This is a genomic window from Gelidimonas diazotrophica, from assembly GCF_055694025.1.
The window spans coordinates 2,068,306-2,091,474 of record NZ_CM146349.1; the positions used below are offsets into that span (position 1 = coordinate 2,068,306).

General features: G+C 53.8%; 24 protein-coding genes. 10 read left to right on the forward strand and 14 right to left on the reverse strand.

The genetic code is table 11. The annotated features are described in order from the left end of the window. Positions 1–12: 12 nt before the first annotated feature. The gene (locus KGFNPO_RS09560) at positions 13–375 is read right to left on the reverse strand and encodes a hypothetical protein (protein ID WP_472631069.1); all 363 of its coding nucleotides are present in this window, start codon (positions 373–375) and stop codon (positions 13–15) included. Between the two features lie 326 nt (positions 376–701). Continuing rightward, on the reverse strand, positions 702–1,154 hold the full coding sequence (locus KGFNPO_RS09565) for a hypothetical protein (protein WP_472631070.1): 453 nt from the start codon (positions 1,152–1,154) through the stop codon (positions 702–704). A 573-nt stretch (positions 1,155–1,727) separates the two neighbouring features. On the opposite strand from KGFNPO_RS09565, the gene KGFNPO_RS09570 reads away from it, so the two are divergent. Together KGFNPO_RS09570 and KGFNPO_RS09575 are read left to right on the forward strand one after the other, a co-directional pair. Next, complete coding sequence (locus KGFNPO_RS09570; RefSeq protein ID WP_472631071.1) at positions 1,728–2,087, forward strand: hypothetical protein; 360 nt, start codon at positions 1,728–1,730, stop codon at positions 2,085–2,087. A gap of 7 nt (positions 2,088–2,094) precedes the next feature. Continuing rightward, a complete protein-coding gene (locus KGFNPO_RS09575) occupies positions 2,095–3,273 on the forward strand; it encodes a HupA family protein (protein ID WP_472631072.1) in 1,179 nt (392 codons plus the stop codon). 182 nt (positions 3,274–3,455) lie between these two features. Here the strand turns inward: KGFNPO_RS09575 and KGFNPO_RS09580 are convergent, their stop codons facing one another. The 4 genes from KGFNPO_RS09580 to ispD form a co-directional block, all read right to left on the reverse strand. Continuing rightward, positions 3,456–3,761: an encapsulin-associated ferritin-like protein gene (locus KGFNPO_RS09580; RefSeq protein ID WP_472631073.1), complete on the reverse strand. Its 306-nt coding sequence runs from the start codon at positions 3,759–3,761 to the stop codon at positions 3,456–3,458. A gap of 79 nt (positions 3,762–3,840) precedes the next feature. Continuing rightward, a complete protein-coding gene (locus KGFNPO_RS09585) occupies positions 3,841–4,110 on the reverse strand; it encodes a DUF4404 family protein (protein WP_472631074.1) in 270 nt (89 codons plus the stop codon). Positions 4,111–4,241: 131 nt separating this feature from the next. Next, entirely contained in the window at positions 4,242–4,742 is a 501-nt protein-coding gene (gene ispF / locus KGFNPO_RS09590) for a 2-C-methyl-D-erythritol 2,4-cyclodiphosphate synthase (protein ID WP_472631075.1), read from the reverse strand. A 120-nt stretch (positions 4,743–4,862) separates the two neighbouring features. Continuing rightward, a complete protein-coding gene (ispD, locus tag KGFNPO_RS09595; RefSeq protein WP_472631076.1) occupies positions 4,863–5,543 on the reverse strand; it encodes a 2-C-methyl-D-erythritol 4-phosphate cytidylyltransferase in 681 nt (226 codons plus the stop codon). 310 nt (positions 5,544–5,853) lie between these two features. On the opposite strand from ispD, the gene KGFNPO_RS09600 reads away from it, so the two are divergent. The 3 genes from KGFNPO_RS09600 (at position 5,854) to KGFNPO_RS09610 (ending at position 7,939) form a co-directional block, all read left to right on the forward strand. Further along, positions 5,854–6,102 (forward strand): DUF2164 domain-containing protein, encoded by a 249-nt coding sequence (locus tag KGFNPO_RS09600; RefSeq protein WP_472631077.1) that lies wholly within the window; start codon positions 5,854–5,856, stop codon positions 6,100–6,102. A gap of 182 nt (positions 6,103–6,284) precedes the next feature. Further along, complete coding sequence (locus KGFNPO_RS09605) at positions 6,285–7,148, forward strand: fused MFS/spermidine synthase (RefSeq protein ID WP_472631078.1); 864 nt, start codon at positions 6,285–6,287, stop codon at positions 7,146–7,148. 143 nt (positions 7,149–7,291) lie between these two features. Then, positions 7,292–7,939 carry a hypothetical protein gene (locus tag KGFNPO_RS09610; RefSeq protein ID WP_472631079.1) on the forward strand — a complete coding sequence of 216 codons (648 nt, stop codon included), beginning with the start codon at positions 7,292–7,294 and terminating at the stop codon, positions 7,937–7,939. A gap of 128 nt (positions 7,940–8,067) precedes the next feature. Here the strand turns inward: KGFNPO_RS09610 and KGFNPO_RS09615 are convergent, their stop codons facing one another. Together KGFNPO_RS09615 and KGFNPO_RS09620 are read right to left on the reverse strand one after the other, a co-directional pair. Then, positions 8,068–8,325 carry a hypothetical protein gene (locus KGFNPO_RS09615; RefSeq protein ID WP_472631080.1) on the reverse strand — a complete coding sequence of 86 codons (258 nt, stop codon included), beginning with the start codon at positions 8,323–8,325 and terminating at the stop codon, positions 8,068–8,070. A gap of 18 nt (positions 8,326–8,343) precedes the next feature. After that, positions 8,344–8,547, reverse strand: a complete 204-nt coding sequence (locus KGFNPO_RS09620; protein ID WP_472631081.1) for a hypothetical protein — start codon at positions 8,545–8,547, stop codon at positions 8,344–8,346. 456 nt (positions 8,548–9,003) lie between these two features. On the opposite strand from KGFNPO_RS09620, the gene KGFNPO_RS09625 reads away from it, so the two are divergent. The 4 genes from KGFNPO_RS09625 to KGFNPO_RS09640 all read left to right on the forward strand — a co-directional run bounded on the left by KGFNPO_RS09625 (position 9,004) and on the right by KGFNPO_RS09640 (position 15,543). After that, complete coding sequence (locus KGFNPO_RS09625) at positions 9,004–10,476, forward strand: DASS family sodium-coupled anion symporter (protein ID WP_472631082.1); 1,473 nt, start codon at positions 9,004–9,006, stop codon at positions 10,474–10,476. Between the two features lie 252 nt (positions 10,477–10,728). Beyond that, positions 10,729–14,256: a transcription-repair coupling factor gene (gene mfd / locus KGFNPO_RS09630; RefSeq protein WP_472631083.1), complete on the forward strand. Its 3,528-nt coding sequence runs from the start codon at positions 10,729–10,731 to the stop codon at positions 14,254–14,256. A 40-nt stretch (positions 14,257–14,296) separates the two neighbouring features. After that, positions 14,297–15,139 (forward strand): phosphoserine phosphatase SerB, encoded by an 843-nt coding sequence (gene serB, locus KGFNPO_RS09635; RefSeq protein WP_472631084.1) that lies wholly within the window; start codon positions 14,297–14,299, stop codon positions 15,137–15,139. A 41-nt stretch (positions 15,140–15,180) separates the two neighbouring features. Then, positions 15,181–15,543 carry a DUF4870 family protein gene (locus KGFNPO_RS09640; RefSeq protein ID WP_472631085.1) on the forward strand — a complete coding sequence of 121 codons (363 nt, stop codon included), beginning with the start codon at positions 15,181–15,183 and terminating at the stop codon, positions 15,541–15,543. A gap of 279 nt (positions 15,544–15,822) precedes the next feature. Here KGFNPO_RS09640 and KGFNPO_RS09645 read toward each other — a convergent pair whose 3' ends face one another. The 5 genes from KGFNPO_RS09645 to phaC all read right to left on the reverse strand — a co-directional run bounded on the left by KGFNPO_RS09645 (position 15,823) and on the right by phaC (position 22,060). Continuing rightward, positions 15,823–16,995 (reverse strand): cystathionine beta-lyase, encoded by a 1,173-nt coding sequence (locus tag KGFNPO_RS09645; protein WP_472631086.1) that lies wholly within the window; start codon positions 16,993–16,995, stop codon positions 15,823–15,825. A gap of 163 nt (positions 16,996–17,158) precedes the next feature. Beyond that, positions 17,159–18,532 carry a 30S ribosomal protein S12 methylthiotransferase RimO gene (rimO, locus tag KGFNPO_RS09650; RefSeq protein ID WP_472631087.1) on the reverse strand — a complete coding sequence of 458 codons (1,374 nt, stop codon included), beginning with the start codon at positions 18,530–18,532 and terminating at the stop codon, positions 17,159–17,161. Positions 18,533–18,677: 145 nt separating this feature from the next. Continuing rightward, positions 18,678–19,277, reverse strand: coding sequence for a polyhydroxyalkanoate synthesis repressor PhaR (gene phaR, locus KGFNPO_RS09655; RefSeq protein ID WP_472631088.1), 600 nt, complete (start codon positions 19,275–19,277; stop codon positions 18,678–18,680). A 289-nt stretch (positions 19,278–19,566) separates the two neighbouring features. Then, complete coding sequence (locus tag KGFNPO_RS09660; RefSeq protein ID WP_472631089.1) at positions 19,567–20,307, reverse strand: 3-ketoacyl-ACP reductase; 741 nt, start codon at positions 20,305–20,307, stop codon at positions 19,567–19,569. 31 nt (positions 20,308–20,338) lie between these two features. Beyond that, entirely contained in the window at positions 20,339–22,060 is a 1,722-nt protein-coding gene (gene phaC, locus KGFNPO_RS09665) for a class I poly(R)-hydroxyalkanoic acid synthase (RefSeq protein WP_472631090.1), read from the reverse strand. A 54-nt stretch (positions 22,061–22,114) separates the two neighbouring features. Between phaC and yajC the strand changes: the two genes are divergently transcribed. Continuing rightward, entirely contained in the window at positions 22,115–22,330 is a 216-nt protein-coding gene (gene yajC / locus KGFNPO_RS09670) for a preprotein translocase subunit YajC (protein ID WP_472631091.1), read from the forward strand. Between the two features lie 37 nt (positions 22,331–22,367). Here yajC and pgeF read toward each other — a convergent pair whose 3' ends face one another. Next, positions 22,368–23,141 carry a peptidoglycan editing factor PgeF gene (gene pgeF / locus KGFNPO_RS09675; protein ID WP_472631092.1) on the reverse strand — a complete coding sequence of 258 codons (774 nt, stop codon included), beginning with the start codon at positions 23,139–23,141 and terminating at the stop codon, positions 22,368–22,370. Positions 23,142–23,169 lie beyond the last annotated feature (28 nt).

A 23,169-nucleotide genomic window follows, 5' to 3' on the forward strand; every position in this document is an offset into this window, starting at 1 on the left:
TATCGGTTCCAATCAATTGCCTGGAGGTTGTGGCATCACCTGCTGCCAGCCTGATGGGCACTGTTGCACGTAAGGGTAATATCCCTGCGGGTTGTTGCAGAAATACCAGTACTGTTGCGAAGACGATGGTTCCTGTTCAACATACATTGGAGGCGATGACGGCGGGTAAGACGGGTAGTAATAAGGTCCTTGGTAATACGGTTGCGGGTAGTAAGGCCAAAACAATGGCGCACCAATAAAAACGCCGACATGCCCATGCCCACCCCCATGACCATGACCACCAAAATGCCCGCGGTCAGCCCACACTGGTTCGCTGGCAGCTGCCCCAAACAGGATAATGAGCAGTAATGCAGATTTCCATTTATTCCATTTCATGATAATTACCTCGCCACGCAAGTTTCTACACCGTTATGACATTGCCGCATTTACTTTACCCGGTATCTATGTGATCCAGATGAGCATGTATAAAAAACAATCATTCTTAATTGATAGTATTAGCATCTCGGAGAAAGAATGAAAGTGACAGATACAATTCTTAACAAGATTTACGTTCTTACATCAGCGAGCACCCGTATGTGCAGTCTTGGGAATAATTCCCTGGCGTCCTGCGGCTTGCTGTGACGAAAGATTTCTGCTTGCCATAGGCATTCCTGGAGCCAAAAGTGGACAATGGATACCACGAGCCGGGGCATATCTCAGGTCTAGGTCTGGTCGTCGATCTCATTGGTGCGGACGTGACGAGTTCGGGCGCGTTGCAGAAGCGCTGTCACCAGCAGCGCCGCTGCCGCCGAGCCAACCAATGCGGGCGATGCCACCAGCATCTGGGCCAACCCATCAACCGCCTCGACGCTAACCTGCTGGACATAGTTGACCAAGTCGATCACGTCGCTGGCGCGCACGTTATGTATATCTTCAATCCGAATGTTCAAGGTCTGCTGCCCGCTGCGAAACCAAGCCTTTGCAAAGATGCCGTTGGCCACTGCAACCAGGGACAAAATACCGAGCGGTCGCAGCAAATGTCCAAGGAGGCGGCTTTGCTCATGAGCGGGTGCGGTCTCATACACCTGGCCGACAAGTTGCGCGATCATGATGTCCGATGGGGGGCCGGCCGGCTCGTTTGGGGGAACTACTGAGGATATAACGTGTAAATTCATGGCATGTTGCTCCTGGCTTAAAGGGTACGCTTTGTTGCAAAAGGACAATACTTACGGATCTTTGAGTTCACCCGGGTTATCTTCTCCGGCAATCGACACAGCCATATGTCAGAACGGTTGCCGCCGTGTTGCATTTGCAATCAAAGGTTAGCCGGCCTAGGCGCAAAAGGACCGTGCCATCATAGATGCCAAAAGCAGCCGCTTCGAAGCGGTTTTGCAAAAACTGGTTGATGGTCTGACCAAGCCTGCGCACAACGACTCGATCAGGTCGCGGCAAGGATAGTCGCGGAGTGGCGATTACGATTGTTTTTAGGCTTGCTACCAGGTAGCTGAATGGCATCATGCATTTATTGCGTTTTCGCAAATTTAAAACTAGAAAGTTTCAACAATGCATTGCTTCTTGTTTGTTGTCAATTGCACACCATTATTTCACGGATAAGTTGGTGTCAAGCCTTTCTTCCATGCTATGTCCTGGAGAAAAAGCGAAATTGATTAAACAAATTGGAGAAATATGATGCGTCACGCCCCGTACCACAAAATCCTTTCGCTCCTGTTGGCAACTTCTGTGACCGCATGTGGGGGGGGGGGATCCTCCGACCCAACATCGACAACAACACCAACATCAACAACACCAACACCAACACCAACATCAACAACACCAACACCAACACCAACACCAACACCAACACCAACACCAACACCAACACCAACACCAACACCAACACCAACACCAACACCAACACCAACACCAACACCAACACCAACACCAACACCAACACCAACACCAACACCAACACCAACACCAACACCAACACCAACACCAACACCAACACCAACACCAACAATTCCGCCTCCTGTCACTGCCTCGATGACAATGAGTTGCGTCGATGGCGCAAATTATCAGTGCAGCGGGACGAGCATCATCAGAAGTGATAACGGCGTGGCGTTGACGAGTTCTGGCGTGCAGGTATACGGCAAATCCACCAATGACCTGGCAAACCCGATCGTAGAGGTGGGCGCGGCATTTGGCTTGGCCCTGGCATCAGGCGGTCTTGCAGAATTCAGGCTGGCCAAGGACGGCAACAGCAAGGTATCCAGTGCCGCGATGCTGCTTAGCAACCTCGACATCACTTGGGATGGAAAAACAGAGCGGCCAACGATTATCGAGACTTTCAAAACTACGCCAGGTTTTGTCAAGCTCGACGCAACCGGAGCGATCGTCTTCGGCGCGCTGCCTGCAAGTTCTGATCTCGGCTACTACGACTTTGCCACCAAAGGCGCTGCCGCCACGCAGGCGAACTACGCCAACAATCAATACTTTCAACGCAATGCTCCATCGCGTTGCCCATCGCCGCCGTGCTCGGCCATAGAAACGACAGGGGTGCACTTTATACCGGGAGACTGGAGCACGGGCGGAAACACGGCCGACCTGGCTGGCGCCACCCGCGAGCATGAAGATGGCGACATCCACGCGGGCGACGGCCCACTGGACGGCACCGGGCCGGGGGTTCCTTTCCCAGGCTCGAAAGGCGGACGCGATCTGACCAACTGGAGTTTTCAATACGGAAATCTGGGCGCATGGAAGACGCATGACACGGTGTCTATCAATGAATGGGGCGGAAACATTGAGCATAACCAGAATCGCCTCGGCCTCGTGGCGTTCGGCGACGTCTCCAACCCGTCCACTGTGCCGGTCACCGGCTCTGCAACTTACGCGGGCTTTATTTACGGATGGTATGCCCCCAATGCCACCGCAGAGCCTTCCCTGTTCCGTGGAGATGCAAAGATTAGCGTAAATTTCGTTACGCGGGTGGTTGTCGTGACGGTTGAAAAAACGCTGGCGCAAACCCGGTCCGGCAGTGACTATCTGGTACCGGTGCCGGTAACCTTCAACGCAACAACGGCTATGGGTGCAGCTGACCAGAGCGTCGCCAACTATCTGACCGGACCGGTGAATAATGGCACGTTGACAGGCGGCCTGAGCGGGCGCTATTTCGGTCCAGTGGTGACTACAGGTACGAGCGGGACTGGGCCAGCGGAAATCGGCGGTGCGCTCTCGTTGTCGAACGCGGCAACCGGCCAGGCCGTAGTTGCAGGCTTTATCGGGCGCAAGCAGTAATGGATTATTACTGGAGATCACCCTCGGCTTTGCCGGGGGTAATTTAGACTTGACCGTCCCGGCTGAAATCCAGGGTTTCGACCGATTCGTTTTGGGATCGGTGCAAATCCCCAAATCACGTCAGAGACGTAGGACCGAAGGCCCATGCTAATTGGTTTTCGGAGGGATTCTTACTCTTTAATTCACACTTCCGGATCTTGGTGCTGGCCGGTAATCGGGCCGGCCTTGAACAATGCATCGCGTAACTCATGGTCCATTTTTGGGTCGCGCCGACGTATCCACTCCAAAATCATCGCAGCATGTTCTTTTTCTTCGTCGCGGTTATGCGCCAAAATCAGCTTGAGTTGCGGATCGGTACAGGCATCGACGCGCTGGTTGTACCAGTCCACTGCTTCCAGTTCTTCCATTAATGAAGTCAGGGCGCGGTGCATGTCCATCGTTGGTGCAGTGAGTTTGTCGATCGGTTCGTGGTAGCCTTCATTTGACATTCGGTGCTCCTGTTTCAAGTTAAAAATGGCGGTTTGCAAGTGCAATGCGGGGCGTTTCTGCAAACCACGTTGTGGGTGTTCAGATACCCATGCGATTCAGGATCTGGCCCAATTCCCGCAGGATTGGCTCCAATTGCGGATGCCGGGCAGCAAATTGGGCTGAAATAGCTTGTGAGCGATCTATCAACTCATCTGTGATGGTGGTGTCCGTGGTGTCTTTCTCCAACAAATTCTGAATGTCCTTGTCCAGCACCTGCAGGATTTCCTTCAGCTCGGGATCGACGTTTTCGGCTGTCTCCAGATTGGCATGCAGCCTTGTTAGTGTCTGCTTCAGGCTATTTGTATTCATGATGTCCTCGGTCGTAGTGGTGTGGCTGCAATAGTAGTGATTTCAATAGAATGGCTTCAATACCTCGCATACCGGCTTGTCAGCATTTAACCAAAATTTCAAGCGACTGGGAAGATTTATCGCAACAGCGCTTACCGCGTTTGGCGGCAATAAATCAATACTACCGCCTGCGCCGCAATCCCTTCTTCCCGGCCCAAAGTGCCGAGCTTCTCGTTGGTCTTGGCTTTGATGTTGACCTGCGCCGCTGCCACACCCAAATCTTCGGCCAGATTCGCTGCCATCTGCGGGATATGCGGCGCCATCTTCGGCGCTTGCGCGATGATGGTGGCATCCAGATTACCGACCGCATAACCGGCCGCCACCACCCGTTTAAGCGCCTCGCGCAACAGCACGCGCGAATCGGCGCCAGAAAATTGCGCATCGGTATCCGGAAAATGGCGGCCGATATCGCCCAGGCCGGCCGCACCCAGCAAGGCATCGGTAATCGCGTGCAGCAACACATCGGCGTCAGAGTGGCCGAGCAAACCGGTCTTGTGCGCAATCCGCACGCCGCCAATAATGAGTGCGCGGCCGGGCACCAGCGCATGGCAATCGTAGCCTTGGCCGATACGAAATGGGATTGGATTAGTCATTGTTACATTGCCCTCAAATAGAAAATAAAACAGGGAGTATCATTAAAAACATGCCAATTACTGCACATGAATAAAGCGGGTATTAAAAATACATTTAGTAGTATATGTTTTGCAATCATTTTACAATCCGGCAGATAAAAACAACTCCGCCAGAGCAATATCCTCTTGCCGCGTCACCTTTAAATTGCAAGCATGGCCTTCCACTAATAGCGGCGTCTGGCCGATGGCTTCGATTGCGCTGGCCTCGTCGGTGACATCTTCCACTTCGCGCAAGGCCCGCTCCAGCAAGGCGTAACGAAACATTTGCGGCGTCTGCGCCAGCCACAAACCGTCCCGTGCAATCGTCTGCACCCGCCCCGCTTCCACCCGCTTGACGGTATCGACCACCGGCAGCGCCAGCAGGCCACCAACCGGATGGTCGCCGATGGCGGCAATCAGTTTAGCGATCAAAGCCGGCGTCAGGCCGGGACGCGCCGCGTCATGCACCAGCACCCAATCGTCGGCGGCAAGTTGATCGCGCAGCGCCTGCAAACCATTGCTCACCGACTCCTTGCGGGTCGCGCCGCCGCAACGCAACACCGTCACGCCCGCCAACGCACCGAGCACATGGTCGATATACGCATCGTTTGGGCTAACCACCACAAAGGTGTGCGCAATCAGGGAATTGTTCAAAAAAGCCGCCACGGTATGGCGCAACATCGGCTGGCCGGCCAGCGGCAAATATTGCTTGGGGCAATCGGCCTCCATGCGGGCACCGACGCCGGCGGCGGGGATCAGAGCGAAGTGGCGAGGTTGATGCATTGGATTTTGGTTCATGGTTCGGAGTAAGAGCTTACGCAAAACGTATTGTAGGGTGCGCCACGCGCACCGATGCGCCGTCATCACAAAAATGACTCCGGCAAACCCGTTGTCCATTTGGTCTGGATAGATATTGCATCATTTGATTCTGCGTGGTGTGCGGCGTAATGCGCGGCGCTTATTACGCCCTACGTTGCCTGGAGTATTGCCATTTTTATGGCATTTTTCGCATATTTTTATTGCGGTGCTTTAAAATACTCGCCATAAATGCATCGTTCAATCAGGCTCAACCATCACTATCACAAAAATTAACATGACCATCAAACTCAGGGAAGAAACCCAACAGCGCCTGATTGCGTCGATCCAGCGTTATTTTGCAGAAAACATGGACGAGCCAGCCGGCGACCTGAAAGCCAAACTCTTGCTGGATTTCTGCGTCAGGGAAATCGGTCCCAGCATTTATAACCAGGCGATACTGGACGCGCAATCCCATCTGCAGAACAAGGTCGCCGAGATGGATGGCGATTGCTACGAAACCGAATTTTCCTATTGGCGCAAATAACGGGCAAGGGGCGTTCTGCTCCATGTCAGCGCGGGCAGCTTGGGACGATTTATGGCAAGACAGGCTCCGAATCCCGACTAATAATCTGCCGCGACGGTCCGCGTACAATTGACCTCCTCCTCACGCCCTGCGCGCCTAAACAATCATTCAAGCTTTATCAAGCGCTTATCAAACTAGTCAATATGAAAAAATCAAACCGTGATGACGACATCACCCTCCCCAGTCGCTTTGAAGATGATCTGCATAAAAGTGAAGGCAAACCCTTTGCGTTCGATCACGGCGACATGCGCACCTTGCACTTCGATGGCAGATTCATTCAAAGCGCAATGCTCATTTCGGAACCAAAACGGTTGTTGCTGAGTTACACGCAGGCAATGATGGCTTTCCTGCTTTTTAATCCAGAGCCGCAACATATTCTGATGATTGGATTGGGCGGCGGTTCGCTTGCCAAATATTGCCATCGCACGCTGCCGGCAACCCGCATTACCGTGCTTGAACTCGATAACGATGTGATTAATTTACGCGGCAAATTCGTCGTTCCCGACAACGACGCGCGCTTTCAGATTATTCACGCCGATGCTGCCGACTATCTGGCCGCCATGGACCACAAGGTAGACATCATCTTGCATGATGGCTTCACTGCCGACGGCCTCGCGCCGTCGCTCAGTACCGAAGCATTTTATCGGCGCTGCAACAGCGTACTAAGCCGCGATGGCGTTCTGGTATCGAATCTTTGGGGAGATGCCGACGATCTTGCTCCCGTCATGCAGCGACTGTATGACGCTTTTGATTCAAGAATATGGTGGAGCGGCGCCAGCGGCAGCTTCAACCGCATCGTTTATTCTGCCAAAAATGGTGATGAAGCAACGTACCAACTGGCGCTTCCAAAACGTGCGATTCAGCTCGACTTGCGCCACGATTTTTCTTTTTGCGACCTGGTTGACCGCTTACAGACTTCCTGCGGTAAAAGCCGTGTCGATTTCGAGGCGATTGCCGGCAATGACATGCGCGCTGCCTTCATGCAAGCCGACCCGCAGGACGCCTGAGCAGTCGATCATATAAGATTCCATTGCCAGCCAGCCGCAATGTTCAAAGCATCGACACAGCATCTGCTTCACCCGGCCCTTTGCCTCCACTATCCACGGCAGTTTCGAGGATAATGCCGCTTCCCTGATCGTACCTACTTGCTATGTCCAACTTTGTATTTCCACAGCAAAAACCTTCGATGTCGCTAGAGCAGGCGATTCAACAAACGATTGCGCATTGTCAGGCCGGCCAATGGCAAGAGGCTGAAAGCTTGTACCACGCCCTCAAGCAATCCCAGTCGTCCTCGACGCAGGGGCAATATTGGCTGAGTTATATCGACGCCCTGATTCAGGCCGGCAAGCCGCGGTCTGCTGCACCGGCACCGAGCATCGCGCCGACCGCACAGACGACACAAGTTGCGCCACCGCAAGAAATTGAAAAAGCACAGGAAGTTAAAAAAACACAAGAGCGCCCCGCCAGCATCAAGCTGGCCCGGCCGCCCAATCCCTGCTACACCGCCAAGCGGCCGGGATGGCCGTGGAAAATGGACATGGGCTGCGGCCATGTGCCCAGCCGCGGGGAAATCCATCTGCTGCTGGCCCGCTATCGAGACGCACGTTATGACGAGGCCGAAACGCTGGCGCGCAGCGTCACACGCGCTTTTCCCCGCCACGATCTGGGCTGGAAAGTGCTGGTGGCCGCGCTACGGATGCAGGGCCGGATGGTGGAAGCACAGCAAGCCCAGCAACAGCGCAAGAGTTGCCATGCCGGCAGACGCAGGAATGTATTGATGGCGCAGCAGCCGATATAACTTGACTATGGAGTATGGAAATTTTCATGCCATTTTGCGCGTATTTATATTGCGCCACTTAAAAATACTCCACGTAAACGCAAAGCGCGCAGCCAAACTGCGCGCTTTGCATGTTTCCTTGCGGAAAATTATTTTGCGTAAACCATATGGCGATGATGTTTCGGATGGCGCTTTGGATGATGCTTCACATGATGCATAGGCTTTGCATGACGCATCGGTTTAGCGCCCATACGATCATTATGCATCGGTGCTCCAGAGTAATTGGCTGCCCCGTTTCGATCGTTTCGGGCGTCTGGATGGCCAGGCAATCCCGCACCGCTGTTCTGCGCTTGTACCAGTGGTGAAAATGCCAGGATGAGTGCAGCGATGCTCAGTAGTTTTTTCATTTTCAATCCTTCGAATAGTCAGGTTTCAAAATCCGCATTGGTCGCGGCATGAGACCAGAACGCGGCAGGATATATTCGGTTGACAGCGATTACAGATATGCGCAGCAGTTCGATAAAGCGGATTTTCTTGCTGATCAGACCATCGATGCGGGTGGTTTCACGGTCGAGGTGGGCTGCGATATCCGGCTGCGATATCCTTTTGCCGAGTTCGCACAGATCCATCGGCGATGTGTTCAAAAAGCGCAGGCAGCGCCGCGCAGCAGGTGGCGGACAAAACATACTCCCAATAAAAAATTATAAATCATGCGTTTACCGCATTATTTCATTTCGGATAAAAATAATACTGCCTGTGTATCTTATCTAGCACACTGCAACGCAGTTTACCCATCATGGCTGCAATGATGCGTTTTGGCGGTTTGCTGCAGGCGGTTTTATACCGAGCGAACACTAACGGCATATAACTTTCGTTATTAGTGATTTTTCATTGATAAACGTCAATACGGCTACTGATACATATCAAACAAATAAATGCGGCAAAGAGGTACAGTGCGGGAATTCTTACTTGCAATTAAGTTTCCTTTACCCTACCTCACAAAATTATGAAATATAAAGTCGTTAATCTTCAGAAATTCCTTTTTGCTGCCTACAGCTGCACCACGGCTATAGGTGGCAAATGCGATGAATAAGCTGTCACTTCCTAAGCCAATTCCAACCGCCATTGCACTGGCCCTTGCCGTTCTAATCTGGTTTGCCATTCCAGTTCCTGACAAAGTTACGCCTGAAGCGTGGCATTTACTGGCGATATTTATCGGAACCATTGCCGCCATTATTGGCAAAGCCATGCCGATTGGCGCTTTGTCGATTGTGGGCATCTCTTTGGTAGCAGTGACAGAAGTGACCCGTCCGGGCAATCCGGATGGCGCGATTGCCGATGCTTTAAGTGGTTTTTCCAACCCGCTGATCTGGTTGATTGCGATTGCCGTGATGATGGCAGTGGCCTTGACTAAAACGGGACTGGGCACACGCATTGGCTATTATTTTATTGCGCTGTTTGGCAAGAAAACCATAGGCGTGGCGTATGGTCTGGTTTTTTCGGAGCTGGTCATTGCTCCGGTAACGCCCAGCAATACCGCGCGCGGCGGGGCCATTATTCACCCTATCATGCGTTCGATTGCGGATAGCTTTGGTTCCAGCCCTGAATTGGGCACTTCGAACAAAATTGGCAAGTATCTGGCGCTGGTGAACTACAACACCAACCCGATCACGTCAGCCATGTTCATCACGGCCACCGCGCCCAATCCCTTGATCGTGGATTTGATTGCCAAAGCGACAAACTCGAACATCAGTATCACTTGGGGCCAATGGGCCTTGGCTGCGCTGCTGCCGGGTCTGTGCATGCTGTTGCTGATGCCGCTGGTGTTGTATTTTCTTTTTCCGCCTGAAATCAAAAACACCCCCGACGCCAAAGTCTTTGCCAAAACCGAGTTGGTCAAACTGGGGCCATTGAAGATGTCAGAGTTCATCACGCTGGCCGTTTCAGGGCTGATGCTGTTCATGTGGGCCGGGGTGCCGAGCATGTTGTTTGGCCCAGCTTTCGATCTCAACGCCACGACCACGGCCATCATTGGCTTGGCGCTGTTAATCATTACCGGGGTGCTGGCTTGGGACGATATTCTCAAAGCCAAGACCGCCTGGGACACTTTGATCTGGTTTGCGGCATTGGTGATGATGGCTTCTTTTCTGGGTAAGCTGGGTTTGATTGGCTGGTTTTCGCTGAGCATTCAAAACGGCATTAGCTATCTGGGCCTGAATTGGATCAGCGCCACCGCCATTTTGGTGCTGATTTATTTCTACTCGCATTACTTTTTTGCCAGCACTACAGCCCACATCACCGCCATGTTTGCCGCTTTCTTTACCGCCGGCGTGGCGCTGGGCGCACCGCCAATGCTGCTGGCTTTGCTGTTGGCTTTTTCGTCTTCGCTGATGATGTCATTGACCCACTACGCCACAGGCACGGCGCCCATCATTTTCGGCTCGGGCTACACCACCTTGAATGAATGGTGGAAAGCCGGCGCAGTGATGAGCGTGGTCAACCTGCTGATTTTGGTAGTGGTGGGTGGAATCTGGTGGCGTGTTTTGGGGTATATCTAAGCAAGCTGCCTGCAGTTGCGCAACCTGCCAACAGTTTTATCTACGCCGATTGGCGCGCACAGGCTTGCAAAAAGCCTGTGCCGTTTCGTAGGCGCATGGCACGCCATGCGCACCCCTACGACACCCCTACTACACCTCTACTTCGCAACCGGCTGCGGAGATTCCCCTATAATGCAGGCTCCGATTTCAATCATCAAACCCTGCCAAACCGGCAATCTTTGACTCTCATGACACACTGCCTGTCATTACCGAATGTCTTTTGACCTTATAAAACATCTCCCCCAATCCGGCCATCGTTTCGTGCTGCCAACCTTGCACGGCTCGGCCGATGCGTTTGCGTTGGCGCAAGCGGCGATTGCGCTGAAATCAGAAAAACGCATGCTGGCCATCGTGGTCGCCAACGCCAGCGATGCGCAGCGCTTGCGCGATGAAATTCCATGGTTCGGAGAACAGGGCTCGGGCTCGCTGCGCTGCCACTTGCTGCCGGACTGGGAAACCCTGCCCTATGACGCGTTTTCGCCGCACCAGGATCTGGTATCCGAACGGCTGGCGACGCTGTATGAAATCCAGAACGGCCATTGCGACGTGCTGATCGTGCCGGCCACCACGGCGCTGGTACGGATGGCGCCGCCGTCTTTTTTGGCCGCTTACACCTTCTTTTTCAAGCAGGGCGAGAAACTCAATGAAGCGCGCCTGAAGTCGCAGTTGACGCTGGCCGGTTACAGCCATGTGTCGCAAGTGATGTCGCCGGGCGAATATTCGGTGCGCGGCGGCTTGATCGACTTGTTCCCGATGGGCTCCGTGCTGCCGTATCGGCTGGATTTATTCGGCGACACGATTGAAACGATTCGCACCTTCGATGCCGATACGCAACGCTCGCTGTATCCGGTGAAGGAAGTGCGCCTGCTGCCGGGGCGCGAATTCCCGATGGACGATGCGGCGCGCACCACCTTCCGCAACCACTGGCGCGAGCAATTTGAAGGCGATCCGTCCAGATCAGCGACGTATAAGGATATCGGCAACGGCATCGCTGCGGCTGGGATCGAGTATTACCTGCCGCTGTTTTTTGACGACACCGCGACTTTGTTCGAATATCTGCCGGCGGATACCACTTTCGCGCTGCTGGGCGATATTGATAGCGCGATCAAGCGCTTCTGGGCCGACACGCAGTCGCGTTACAAATTCCTGAAATCCGACCGCGAACGGCCTTTGCTGGCGCCGGAAACGCTATTCCTGAGCGACGAACAATTTTTCACGCAGGTCAAACCGTATGGGCGCTGGATCATTACGCCCAGCGATACAGCATCCGAACTATCCGCACCGATCCCGAATATCGCAGTCAATCGCCGCGCCGATGACCCGCTGGTGAACTTGCGCGCCTATCTGCTGCAAACCGATAAACGCGTGCTGATCTGCGCCGAATCCAACGGCCGCCGCGAAACCTTGCAGCAGTATTTCAACGAATACGCGCTTGGCCTGACGGTCTGTGATGGCTATGCCGATTTCGCCACCGGCAGCGACAAACTGATGCTGGGTGTTGCGCCTCTGCACGCCGGTTTTGAACTGAATGCGGCCGCCGGCAAGCTGATCTTCATCACCGAAACCGAGCTATACGCCGGCTCCGGCCGCCGCGCTGGCAAGAAGAGGCAGGAAGGCACAACCCAAGTCGAGTCGATGGTGCGCGACCTGTCGGAACTCAAGATCGGCGATCCGGTGGTGCATATCAACCACGGCATCGGCCGCTACATGGGCTTGACCAGCATGGATTTGGGCGAAGGCGAGACCGAATTCCTGCATCTGGAATACGCCAAGGACACCAAGCTGTATGTGCCGGTGTCGCAATTGCATGTGATTTCGCGTTATTCCGGTGCCTCGCCGGAAGATGCGCCGCTGCACGTACTCGGCTCCGGCCATTGGGAAAAAGTCAAACACAAGGCGGCCCAGCAAATCCGCGACACCGCCGCCGAATTGCTGAATCTGTATGCACGCCGCGCATTGCGCCAGGGCCATGCGTTCGCGTATTCGGCGCACGACTATGAAGCCTTTGCCGAGAGTTTCGGCTTCGAGGAAACCCCCGATCAGGCCGCCGCCATTACGGCGGTGATCGATGACATGACCTCCGGGCGTCCGATGGATCGCCTGATCTGCGGCGATGTCGGCTTCGGCAAGACTGAAGTCGCGCTGCGCGCTGCGTTCGTGGCGGTGATGGGCGGCAAACAGGTAGCGATTCTGGCGCCGACCACGCTGCTGGCCGAACAGCATGCGCAAACCTTCGCCGACCGTTTTGCCGACTGGCCGGTGCGCATCGCGGAACTGTCGCGTTTTCGCACCAGCAAGGAAATCACGCAAGCGATCAAGGGCATGGGCGACGGCACCGTCGATATCGTGATCGGCACCCATAAATTGCTGTCGAGCGATGTCATATTTTCGCAACTGGGCTTGGTCATCATCGACGAAGAACACCGTTTCGGCGTGCGCCAGAAGGAAGTTTTGAAAGCTCTGCGCGCCGAAGTGGACGTATTGACGCTGACCGCGACGCCGATCCCGCGCACCTTGGGCATGGCGCTGGAAGGTTTGCGCGACTTCTCGATCATCGCTACCGCGCCGCAAAAACGGCTGGCGATCAAGACTTTCGTGCGCAGCGAAGATAACTCCGTGGTGCGCGAAGCTTGCCTGCGCGAACTCAAACGTGGCGGCCAAGTGTATTTCCTGCACAACGAAGTCGAAACGATCCAGAACCGGCTGGCGATGCTGGAAGAATTATTGCCGGAAGCACGCATCGCCGTCGCCCACGGTCAAATGCACGAGCGCGATCTGGAAAAAGTGATGCGCGATTTCGTCGCGCAACGCTTCAATATCCTGCTCTGCACCACCATCATCGAAACCGGCATCGACGTGCCGACCGCCAACACCATCATCATGCATCGCGCCGACAAATTCGGCTTGGCGCAATTGCACCAATTGCGCGGCCGGGTCGGTCGCTCGCACCATCAGGCATATGCCTACCTTTTGGTCAACGACGTGCAAGGCTTGACCAAACTGGCGCAGCGCCGGCTGGATGCGATTGTGGAGATGGAAGAACTCGGCAGCGGTTTTTATCTGGCGATGCACGATCTGGAAATTCGCGGTGCCGGCGAAGTGCTGGGCGACAATCAGTCCGGCGAAATGACCGAAATCGGTTTCCAGCTGTATTCCGACATGCTTAGCGAAGCCGTGCGTGCTTTGAAAAGCGGCCAGGAACCCGATCTGGCTGCGCCGTTATCCAGCACCACCGAAATCAATCTGCACGCGCCGGCGCTGCTGCCAAGCGATTTTTGCGGCGACGTGCACGAGCGCTTATCGCTTTACAAACGGCTGGCCAATTGCACCACCCAGGGCAAGATCGACGATTTGCAGGAAGAAATGATCGACCGTTTCGGCAAGCTGCCCGATCCGGCGCGGGCATTGGTTGAAACCCATCGTTTGCGGGTAGCCGCCAAAACCATCGGCATCGTCAAAATCGATGCCCATGACGACGCCGCGCTGCTGCAGTTCATGCCGAACCCGCCGATCGACGCGATGCGCATCATTGAGCTGATCCAGAACAACCGTCATTTCAAGCTCAGTGGCCCAGACAAACTGAAGATCACCATCAGCATGCCCGACCTGAATGCGCGAGTAACGCAGTTGAAATCGACCATGCGTCTGCTGATGATGGGCATGCCGAAAGCGTCTGAAAAGGCGCCCCCGACCATGCAGAATGCGCCCCAAGCAGCGAAAAAACGTCAGAAGGCACATTAAATATGCCTTCCAAACCATTGAATACATTTAAACAATAACCATGAATCTGATCCTGCAAGGTACCAGCACCGACCGCGCCACCATCGAGCGCATCGCCGCGATGGCAGAAGCCAAAAACATCGTAACCCTCCACGCCAACGCTTACCGTTGCGAAGACATCAGCTATTCGGACGAAATCCAAGCCCAGATAGACACTGAAAGCCACGCCGCCCGACTGGATGCGGCCTTCGTTCCGCCGAATCTCGCCTTGAGCGATTTCAAGCTGATCGCGATGGATATGGATTCGACTCTGATCACCATCGAGTGCATCGACGAAATCGCCGACATGCAAGGCTTGAAGCCGCAAGTCGCGGCCATTACCGAAGCCGCAATGCGCGGCGAAATCGCATTCCGCGAAAGCCTGACCCGGCGCGTCGCGCTGCTGGCAGGACTAGACGCCGGCGCGCTGCAGCGCGTGTACGACGAACGGCTGCAACTGTCGATAGGCGCCGAGCCGATGCTGGCTGCCATCAAAGCTGCCGGATTGAAAACGCTGCTGGTGTCGGGTGGTTTCACCTTTTTCACTGACCGCATGAAAACCCGCCTGGGTTTGGATGTCACCCATTCCAACGTGCTGGAAATCATCGGCGGCAAACTTACCGGCCGCGTGGTGGGCGGCATCGTCGATGCGGAAGAAAAAAAAGCCACGCTGGAACGCACCTGCGCGGCCCTTGACATCACACCGGCCGAAGCGATCGTGATGGGCGATGGCGCCAATGACTTGCAAATGATGGGTATCGCCGGCCTGTCGGTAGCCTTTCGCGCCAAGCCGATCGTGCGTGCGCAAGCGGACGTGGCCTTGAATTTTGTCGGACTCGATGGCATCTTGTCATTATTCGGGTAAGAACCCCACTGCCCCCATCATTTCACCAACCGGGAGTACGCATGTCGCAAGAAATCGTTTTAGATACCAAGCTGGAATCCGCCAAGAACCTGGCATGGTGGCTGTATCTGCTGCACGCTGCTTGCTTCGTATTTTCTTGGGGTTTGTTCTCGTTCATTCCCCTGATCATCAATTACGTTAAACGCGACGATGCTGCCGGCACTTTCGTCCACAGTCATCACAACTGGCAAATCCGCTCGTTCTGGTGGTTTATGTTCTGGAGCGTGATCGGCTGGATCTGCATCTTCACCTTCTTCGGCATGGTGATCGGAATCCCGATTCTCGCTATTGTATGGATCTGGAAAGCCTATCGCCTGATCAAGGGCTTACTCGACCTGAACGACAACAAGGCGATGCCGGTGTGACGTTTTTATGGCGATAATCTGCTCAAAATTAAGCCTTCTTTCAAGTGGAGGCCGCAGCGCCGTAGGTGCGAATTAATTCGCACGAGTACGCATGAAATAGGTAAATGTGCGAATGAATTCGCACCTACAAGAGCAACAATAGCGCTATTTTGATTGGGATATACAGCGCTGCTTTAAATACAAAAAACAAGGGGTATGCATGAATTTCATGCATACCCCGCATTGTTTACGGAAGACTTAAAAAATACTGCCAACAATTCCCTGATTAGCGAATATTAATTACAACAAAGCCTTGCTCATCGCCTGTTCCAGATCTGCAATCAAATCCTGCGGATCTTCCAGCCCGATATTTAGGCGCAACAACTGTCCTTTGTGCGGCCAGTGGGCGCGCATCGTTTGCATCCGGTATGGCACGCACAGGCTGTTCGCACCGCCCCAGCTGAAACCGATCTTGAACAGCTTGAGCGCATCGACCAGGCTATCGGTCTGCGCTTCCGTGTAACGATCATCGAATATCACTGAAAACAGGCCGCCGGCACCCTGAAAGTCGCGCTGCCAGATTGCGTGTCCGGGGCAGTCGGGGTACGCCGGATGCAGCACCGAAGCGATCTCGGGACGCGATTTCAGCCAGGCGGCAACCGTACGGGCTCCCGCATCGTGCGCTTTGAGCCGCATCTGTATGGTTGGCAGGCTGCGCAACACCAAGTATACGTCATCCATACCGACACCAAAACCGAGCCGCATGTGCGCTGCACCGAGCCGCCGGTTCAGTTCTTCGTCGCGGGTGATGACTGCTCCCATCAAAACGTCAGAGCCGCCGGACTGGTACTTGGTCAGAGCTTGCACCACGATATCGACCCCGTGTTCGAAGGCGCGAAAGGCAATCCCGGCCGACCAGGTATTGTCCAGCGCGACCAATACGCCCTTCTCGTGCGCAGCCTTGCAGATCGCCGGAATGTCCGGCACTTCCATCGATACCGAACCCGGAGTTTCAGTCCAGATCAAGCGGGTGTTGGGCAGAATCAGAGCGGCAATATCGGCGCCGATCAGCGGATCATAAAAGCGTGCGGTAATGCCGAAATCCTTGGCCAGCCAGTTTCCCAGATCGCGATTCGGGTTGTATACATTATCTGGAATCAGCACATCGTCGCCGGATTTCAGAAAGGCAAAATCGACCATCGTGATGGCTGCCAAGCCGCTCGGCGCCAGCAGACAATGCTGGCCGCCTTCAATCTCGGCCAGCCGTGCTTCCAGCGTAAAGGTAGTGGGCGTACCGTGCAGCCCGTAGGTATACGCGTTTTTGTGCTGCCAGCTGCGCGAACGCATCGCGGCGACATTGGAAAACAGCACAGTGGAAGCCGGATGCAGCGCCACCGGAAAAGCCGCAAAGCCCTCGGGTGCGCGGTAGTCGCTGTGAATAAGCGCGGTTTGGAAAGATTTTTTGCGTGTCATGGTTGACCTTTGTTGTTCTGCTGGCGCGCTCATCCGTTATGTAATTACTTGTTGGAGCGGGTTTGCACGCGATTTAGCGGTTGATTATTGAGCGAGCCCAGTTTATTCAGTCCCTTTGGGACTATTCGCGCGCGGGCACGCTTCTACAAGACCCTCAGAAAAATCAGGCCTCGGCCCACAAGTCATGCGCGTCGGCACCATTGATGGTGACATCAATGAATTCACCGACCACCAACTTGCGGTGCGGTTCAAACGGCGGCTTCACATACACCACGCCATCGATCTCGGGTGCATCGGCGGCAGAACGCGCCACGCCGCCATTGCGGCTGACTTCATCGAGCAATACGCGCATGGTCTTGCCGACCTTGGCTTGCAAGCGCTTCTTGGAAATTTCTTGCTGCAACAACATGATGCGGCCGCGACGCTCTTCCCGCAACTCTTCCGGCACCGGATTAGGCAACTCGTTGGCAGTCGCACCTTCCACCGGAGAATAGGCAAAACAACCCAGCCGGTCGATTTGCGCTTCTTTCAGGAAGTCCAGCAGATATTCGAATTCGGCTTCAGTCTCGCCGGGAAAACCAGCGATGAAGGTCGAGCGTATTGTCAGGTCTGGACATAATTGGCGCCATTGCTGGATGCGTTCGATGTTTTTTTCGCCGCTAGCCGGGCGCTTCATGCGCTTGAGCACATCGGGATGCGCATGTTGCAGCGGCACGTCCAGATACGGCAATATCTTGCCTTCTGCCATCAATGGAATGATGTCGCTCACATGCGGGTATGGGTATACATAATGCAGCCGCACCCAGGCGCCATATTGCGCGGCCAGTTCGCCCAGGGCAGCGACCAGTTGCGTCATGTGGGTCTTGATCGGCTTGCCGTTCCAGAAGCCGGTGCGGAATTTGACATCGACGCCATAGGCGCTGGTGTCTTGCGAGATAACCAGCAATTCCTTCACGCCTGCCTTGAACAGGTTTTCCGCCTCCAGCATGATCTCTGCCACGGGCCGCGATACCAAATCGCCGCGCATCGACGGGATGATGCAAAAGCTGCAGCGATGATTGCAGCCTTCGGAAATTTTCAGGTAAGCGTAATGTTTCGGCGTCAGTTTGACACCTTGCGCCGGCACCAGATCGAAGAATGGTGCGTGCGGTTTGGGCAAATGCACATGCACCGCATCCATTACTTCACCCAGCGCATGCGGCCCGGTGACGGCCAGCACTTTCGGGTGTACGGACAAGATGATATCGTTGCCAGCGGCGTCTTTCTTGGCACCGAGGCAACCGGTTACGATAACTTTGCCGTTTTCATGCAACGCTTCGCCAATGGCGTCGAGCGATTCCTGTACTGCCGCGTCGATGAAGCCGCAGGTATTGACGATGACGAGGTCGGCACCTTCATACGACCTGGCAGTCTCATAGCCTTCGGCTCGGAGTTGGGTCAGGATTTGTTCGGAGTCGACCAATGCCTTGGGGCAACCGAGGGAAACGAAACCGACTTTGGGCGTGATTTGGGAAGCGACTTGGGAAGCATTAGACATAGAAAAAAGGGCACAAAAACGAATCCGTCATTGTACCCTCCTCATGTCACGCTTGCCGAAACTGCGGCAGGAAAGCGCTTTTTACCGAGCCAGCACGAGGAGTTTCGACTTCATCGTGCCCGTTCTCGCCTGGAATAGGCCCAGCTCATTTGGGCTTGTCGTCGTTTTCAGGGGCAACGGGGGCAACGGGGGCAACGGGAGCAACGGGAGCAACAAAAGGAAAAGTATTAAACATGGTGGCGCTTTTGGTCTGCATTTGTTCCTGCATTTGCACGAACAGGGTTTTGCTCTGCTCGATGTAATTGGTCATCATGCCTTGCATCATCGGTCCCTGCACGCTCATGAATTGCGTCCACATTTCGGGGCTAAAAGGTTTGCCCTCGTAGACGCCTTTTGAGTTTTCGGTCAGCTTGTTCTGGATGTCGATGAAAGCCTGGATGTTTTTATCCAGATACGAGCCCATCATGCCTTGCATCGCATGTCCGTAATAACGAATGATTTGCGACAAGGCTGTGCTTGAAAACATCGGCACCCCGCTGGATTCTTCTTCCAGAATAATCTGCAACAGAATGCTGCGCGTCAAATCTTCATTGCTCTTGGCGTCGATTACCATGAAATCCTCATTATCGAGGACCAGTTGCTTCACATCGGTAACCGTTATGTAGGAACTGGTTTGAGTGTCGTACAGGCGCCGATTCGGATACTTTTTGATCAAGCGCTCGGAAATTTTTTTTGCACTATTCATCGAAATTCCAGTTTGTTGCGTCGCAATACATTTAAAGCCATTCAAAAAATGCACGGTCACATGTTTTTTCGGAATTCCATTATAGAGCGGAAAAACCGATATCTGCAGCATATGGACAGTTTTTGCATTATTGCAATGCAATGAATGGTGTTTGCGGGAAGCAGAAAAGGAGCCGTTGTAAAACGGCTCCTTTTCTGCTTAGTGTCTGTTGAACCGGAAGAATCGAAGCGAGAAAAATACCATCGCTAAGAGTAATTTGTGACGGATTCTCCCAAAGTCCGACAGCCTCCTAGGCCATGTACAGACCACCATTGAGGGAGAAGTCAGCGCCGGTCGCGTAGCCACCTTCCTCTGATGCGATCCAGGCAATGATGGAAGCGATCTCTTCCGGTTTTCCCAGACGTTTGACTGGAACGCCGGCAACGATTTTTTCCAGCACATCAGGTCGAATTGCCTTGACCATGTCGGTGCCGATATAACCGGGCGAAACCGTGTTCACCGTTACGCCTTTGGTTGCCACTTCTTGCGCCAATGCCATCGTGAAGCCATGCAATCCGGCCTTGGCGGTGGAGTAATTGGTTTGACCAAACTGCCCTTTCTGACCGTTGACCGAAGAGATATTGATGATGCGTCCCCAACCGCGATCGGCCATGCCGTCGATGACTTGCTTGGTCACGTTAAACAGTGAGTTCAGGTTGGTATTGATGACTTCATTCCACTGCTGCAGGGTCATCTTGCGAAATTGTCCGTCACGCGTAATGCCGGCATTATTGACCAGCACATCGACCTCGCCAATTTCCTGCTTGACCAAGTCGAAAGCCGCCTTGGTTGAATCCCAATCGGATACATTGCCTTCCGATGCATGCACGTCGTAACCTTCAGCGCGCATCTCGGACAGCCACTTATCCTTGCGCGGCGAATTCGGGCCACAACCGGCAACCACAGTGAATCCTTCGCTGCAAAGGCGCTTGCAAATCGAATTTCCAATGCCACCCATCCCACCAGTTACATAAGCGATACGCTTTTTCATGCTGTCTCCTTCTTCGTTAAGATCAAGTTATTTAGTTCGCTCTTACCTTGACGTAACGTCCCGGCGCGTCTTCAATCGGTTTAAATGCCGCATTTCCCAGCTTGCTCGGCGCCTTCACCTGATTACCTGCATGTTCAGACAAAAAGGCTGACCACTCCGGCCACCAACTGCCCGGATGCTCTGTTGCTGTTTCCAACCATGCTTCAGAATTCGGAGAAAGCGTGTCGTTTGTCCAGTAACTGCGCTTGTTCTTCGCAGGCGGATTGATGACACCCGCTATATGCCCGGATGCACCAAGCACAAAACGATTTTGATTCGGCTGCTCAGGATTCAATACCGCAGTGGACGCATAGGCACTGCCCCAAGGCACGATATGGTCTTCACGCGAACCGAAAATAAAAACCGGCGCATCGATGGTGCCGAGGTCGATTTGTTCACCCGCCACCGTCAACTTGCCCGGCACCTTAAGGCTATTTTCCAGATAAGTATTGCGCAGATACCAGCAAAACATCGGGCCCGGGAGATTGGTGCTATCGGCGTTCCAGTACAGCAGATCGAATGGCGGCGGACTCTCGCCCTTGAGGTAATTCGACTGGACGTAATTCCACACCAGGTCATTGGCGCGCAAACTGGAAAAAGTGGATGCCAGATCACGGCCAGGCATCAGGCCACCTTTGCCGATCGCTTGCTCACGCATCTTTACCTGCATCTCGTCCACAAAAATATCCAGGACGCCGGTGTCGGTAAAATCGAGCAGGGTCGTCAGCAGAGTCAGACTGGCAACAGGTTCCTCGCCACGAGCAGACAGTACTGCCAGCGCAGTTGAAACAATCGTGCCACCGACGCAAAAGCCCAAAGCATTGATACGATCCTGTCCGCTCAGTTTTTGCACTACGTGAATTGCCTCAATCGCGACTTCTTCAATGTATCGATCCCAGGTCACATCGGCCATCGAATCATCGGGATTGCGCCAGGACACCAGGAACACGGTATGACCCTGCTCCACCGCGTAACGCACCAGTGAATTTTCCGGCTGCAGATCGAGGATGTAAAATTTATTGATGCAAGGCGGCACAATCAGCAGCGGTTTCTCGAATACAGTTTTGGTCAATGGCTTGTATTGAATTAACTGAAACAGTGCATTTTCAAACACCACCGAGCCTTCGGAAGTCGCAACGTTTTTGCCAACTTCAAAAACAGATTCATCGGTTTGGGAAATGCGCCCTTTTTGCATATCGGCCAGCATTAGAGCCAGACCTTTAGCCAGGCTTTCCCCTTTGGTGTCGAGTATTTTTTGCTGCGCTTCGGGATTCGTGGCAAGAAAATTCGCCGGCGACAGCGCGTCCACCATCTGCTGCACAGCGAATGCGATTTTTTGCTTAATATGGGGAGTCGCCTCAACCGCCTCTGCCAGGCTCATCAGAAACCTTGCGTTGAGCAGATACACTGCAGCATTGAATGATGAGAAAGTATTCGATTGCCATGCGGCTGAAGAAAATCGCCTGTCAGTGAGCACCGTCACACTCTTCGTTAGCAAAAAGTTCTGCCAAAGCGCTGCCAACTGTTGGATATATTCATTTTGCAAACGCGTAACAGTGGCCGGTGCGATTTTTGCACCGGCTTCTTTCAGAATGTCTGCGATTGGATTGGCGTTGGCTGGCTGAACCGATTTGAGCCAGGATTGCCAGGGACTCTGATCTGTCACTTGCGATAACCATGCTGTAACCATGGCTTGAGAATCCGGCTTGTTCATGCTTGCTTCCTTTTTTTGGCGTATCGTTGCGGTTTTTATCATCGCATCAACATCATGTATATCGTTGCTATCGGGTGGATCTATGTTGTGCTCATGATGTCCATCACTGAGCGCTCGGTTATCGCTGGAATTATGACGCTTTTAATGTATGGTGTGTTGCCTTTGGCAATCCTTTGGTATGTAGTGTATGCGCCACACAGAAGACGACAAAAGAAACAACGCGAGCAGATAAAAGCAGAGTCTAAAAACGCTATTGATACCGCCAAATAAGCTTGTCACCGTTAATTTCACTTGACAGGATGTTGCCCTAAAACAGCGCCTCCTGTTTGAGCCAGATCAACGAAGTCATTCTTCCTGTGATTTTGTCGCGCCGATAAGAAAAAAAACGGCGAGAATCGCTGACGGTACAAAACTCGCCACCGCTGATGCTATACACCCCTGCGCTCTGCAGCCGGGCACGTGCCAATGCGTATATGTCGGCCAGATACTTGCCTTTATGTGCAGCGATTGGCTTGAATGCGCTCGATGCACTAGCGTCTTGCGCAGTAAATGTCTGGCGCACATCTTCACCGACTTCAAAATAATCCGGACCGATAGCAGGCCCTAGCCAAGCTGATATTTTGTCCGCACCGGCGTCGCGCATGCGGGCTACTGTTTTTTCAAGGATGCCGGCGGACAAGCTGCGCCATCCTGCGTGCGCGGCGGCAACAACGCGTCCGTTTTGGTCGCAAAACAAGACCGGCAAGCAGTCGGCAGTCATGATCGCGCAGACCACACCCTTAGCTGTAGTAAAGCTGGCATCAGCCTCGGGCACATCAGATAAGCTTGCCGCATCGACGATGACAGTGCCATGTACTTGCGTCATCCAAGCCGGCTCGGATGGCAGCAAAGTACGCAACAATTTCCGATTTTCGCGGACATGCAACGGACGATCCGTTACATGCGTGCCCAGATTCAAACCGCCAGCTCCGCTGCCGCTGCCATCGTCAAATGGAGCAAGACTGACGCCGCCTCGCCGCGTAGTGGACAAGGCGCCTACGTTGGCAGGCAAATCAGGCCAGTCAGGGATGATTAGATCCATCGCTTTCCAATCTCCCGTTATGCATAAC

What these genes read in the sequence shown, in the direction of transcription:
- KGFNPO_RS09560 (WP_472631069.1), bottom strand. Translation starts at nt 375, where the DNA reads ATGAAATGGAATAAATGGAAATCTGCATTACTGCTCATTATCCTGTTT.
- KGFNPO_RS09565 (WP_472631070.1), bottom strand. Translation starts at nt 1,154, where the DNA reads ATGAATTTACACGTTATATCCTCAGTAGTTCCCCCAAACGAGCCGGCC.
- KGFNPO_RS09570 (WP_472631071.1), top strand. Translation starts at nt 1,728, where the DNA reads ATGTGGGGGGGGGGGATCCTCCGACCCAACATCGACAACAACACCAAC.
- KGFNPO_RS09580 (WP_472631073.1), bottom strand. Translation starts at nt 3,761, where the DNA reads ATGTCAAATGAAGGCTACCACGAACCGATCGACAAACTCACTGCACCA.
- KGFNPO_RS09585 (WP_472631074.1), bottom strand. Translation starts at nt 4,110, where the DNA reads ATGAATACAAATAGCCTGAAGCAGACACTAACAAGGCTGCATGCCAAT.
- ispF (WP_472631075.1), bottom strand. Translation starts at nt 4,742, where the DNA reads ATGACTAATCCAATCCCATTTCGTATCGGCCAAGGCTACGATTGCCAT.
- ispD (WP_472631076.1), bottom strand. Translation starts at nt 5,543, where the DNA reads ATGCATCAACCTCGCCACTTCGCTCTGATCCCCGCCGCCGGCGTCGGT.
- KGFNPO_RS09600 (WP_472631077.1), top strand. Translation starts at nt 5,854, where the DNA reads ATGACCATCAAACTCAGGGAAGAAACCCAACAGCGCCTGATTGCGTCG.
- KGFNPO_RS09605 (WP_472631078.1), top strand. Translation starts at nt 6,285, where the DNA reads ATGAAAAAATCAAACCGTGATGACGACATCACCCTCCCCAGTCGCTTT.
- KGFNPO_RS09610 (WP_472631079.1), top strand. Translation starts at nt 7,292, where the DNA reads ATGTCCAACTTTGTATTTCCACAGCAAAAACCTTCGATGTCGCTAGAG.
- KGFNPO_RS09615 (WP_472631080.1), bottom strand. Translation starts at nt 8,325, where the DNA reads ATGAAAAAACTACTGAGCATCGCTGCACTCATCCTGGCATTTTCACCA.
- KGFNPO_RS09620 (WP_472631081.1), bottom strand. Translation starts at nt 8,547, where the DNA reads ATGGATCTGTGCGAACTCGGCAAAAGGATATCGCAGCCGGATATCGCA.
- KGFNPO_RS09625 (WP_472631082.1), top strand. Translation starts at nt 9,004, where the DNA reads ATGAATAAGCTGTCACTTCCTAAGCCAATTCCAACCGCCATTGCACTG.
- mfd (WP_472631083.1), top strand. Translation starts at nt 10,729, where the DNA reads ATGTCTTTTGACCTTATAAAACATCTCCCCCAATCCGGCCATCGTTTC.
- serB (WP_472631084.1), top strand. Translation starts at nt 14,297, where the DNA reads ATGAATCTGATCCTGCAAGGTACCAGCACCGACCGCGCCACCATCGAG.
- KGFNPO_RS09640 (WP_472631085.1), top strand. Translation starts at nt 15,181, where the DNA reads ATGTCGCAAGAAATCGTTTTAGATACCAAGCTGGAATCCGCCAAGAAC.
- KGFNPO_RS09645 (WP_472631086.1), bottom strand. Translation starts at nt 16,995, where the DNA reads ATGACACGCAAAAAATCTTTCCAAACCGCGCTTATTCACAGCGACTAC.
- rimO (WP_472631087.1), bottom strand. Translation starts at nt 18,532, where the DNA reads ATGTCTAATGCTTCCCAAGTCGCTTCCCAAATCACGCCCAAAGTCGGT.
- phaR (WP_472631088.1), bottom strand. Translation starts at nt 19,277, where the DNA reads ATGAATAGTGCAAAAAAAATTTCCGAGCGCTTGATCAAAAAGTATCCG.
- KGFNPO_RS09660 (WP_472631089.1), bottom strand. Translation starts at nt 20,307, where the DNA reads ATGAAAAAGCGTATCGCTTATGTAACTGGTGGGATGGGTGGCATTGGA.
- phaC (WP_472631090.1), bottom strand. Translation starts at nt 22,060, where the DNA reads ATGAACAAGCCGGATTCTCAAGCCATGGTTACAGCATGGTTATCGCAA.
- yajC (WP_472631091.1), top strand. Translation starts at nt 22,115, where the DNA reads ATGTATATCGTTGCTATCGGGTGGATCTATGTTGTGCTCATGATGTCC.
- pgeF (WP_472631092.1), bottom strand. Translation starts at nt 23,141, where the DNA reads ATGGATCTAATCATCCCTGACTGGCCTGATTTGCCTGCCAACGTAGGC.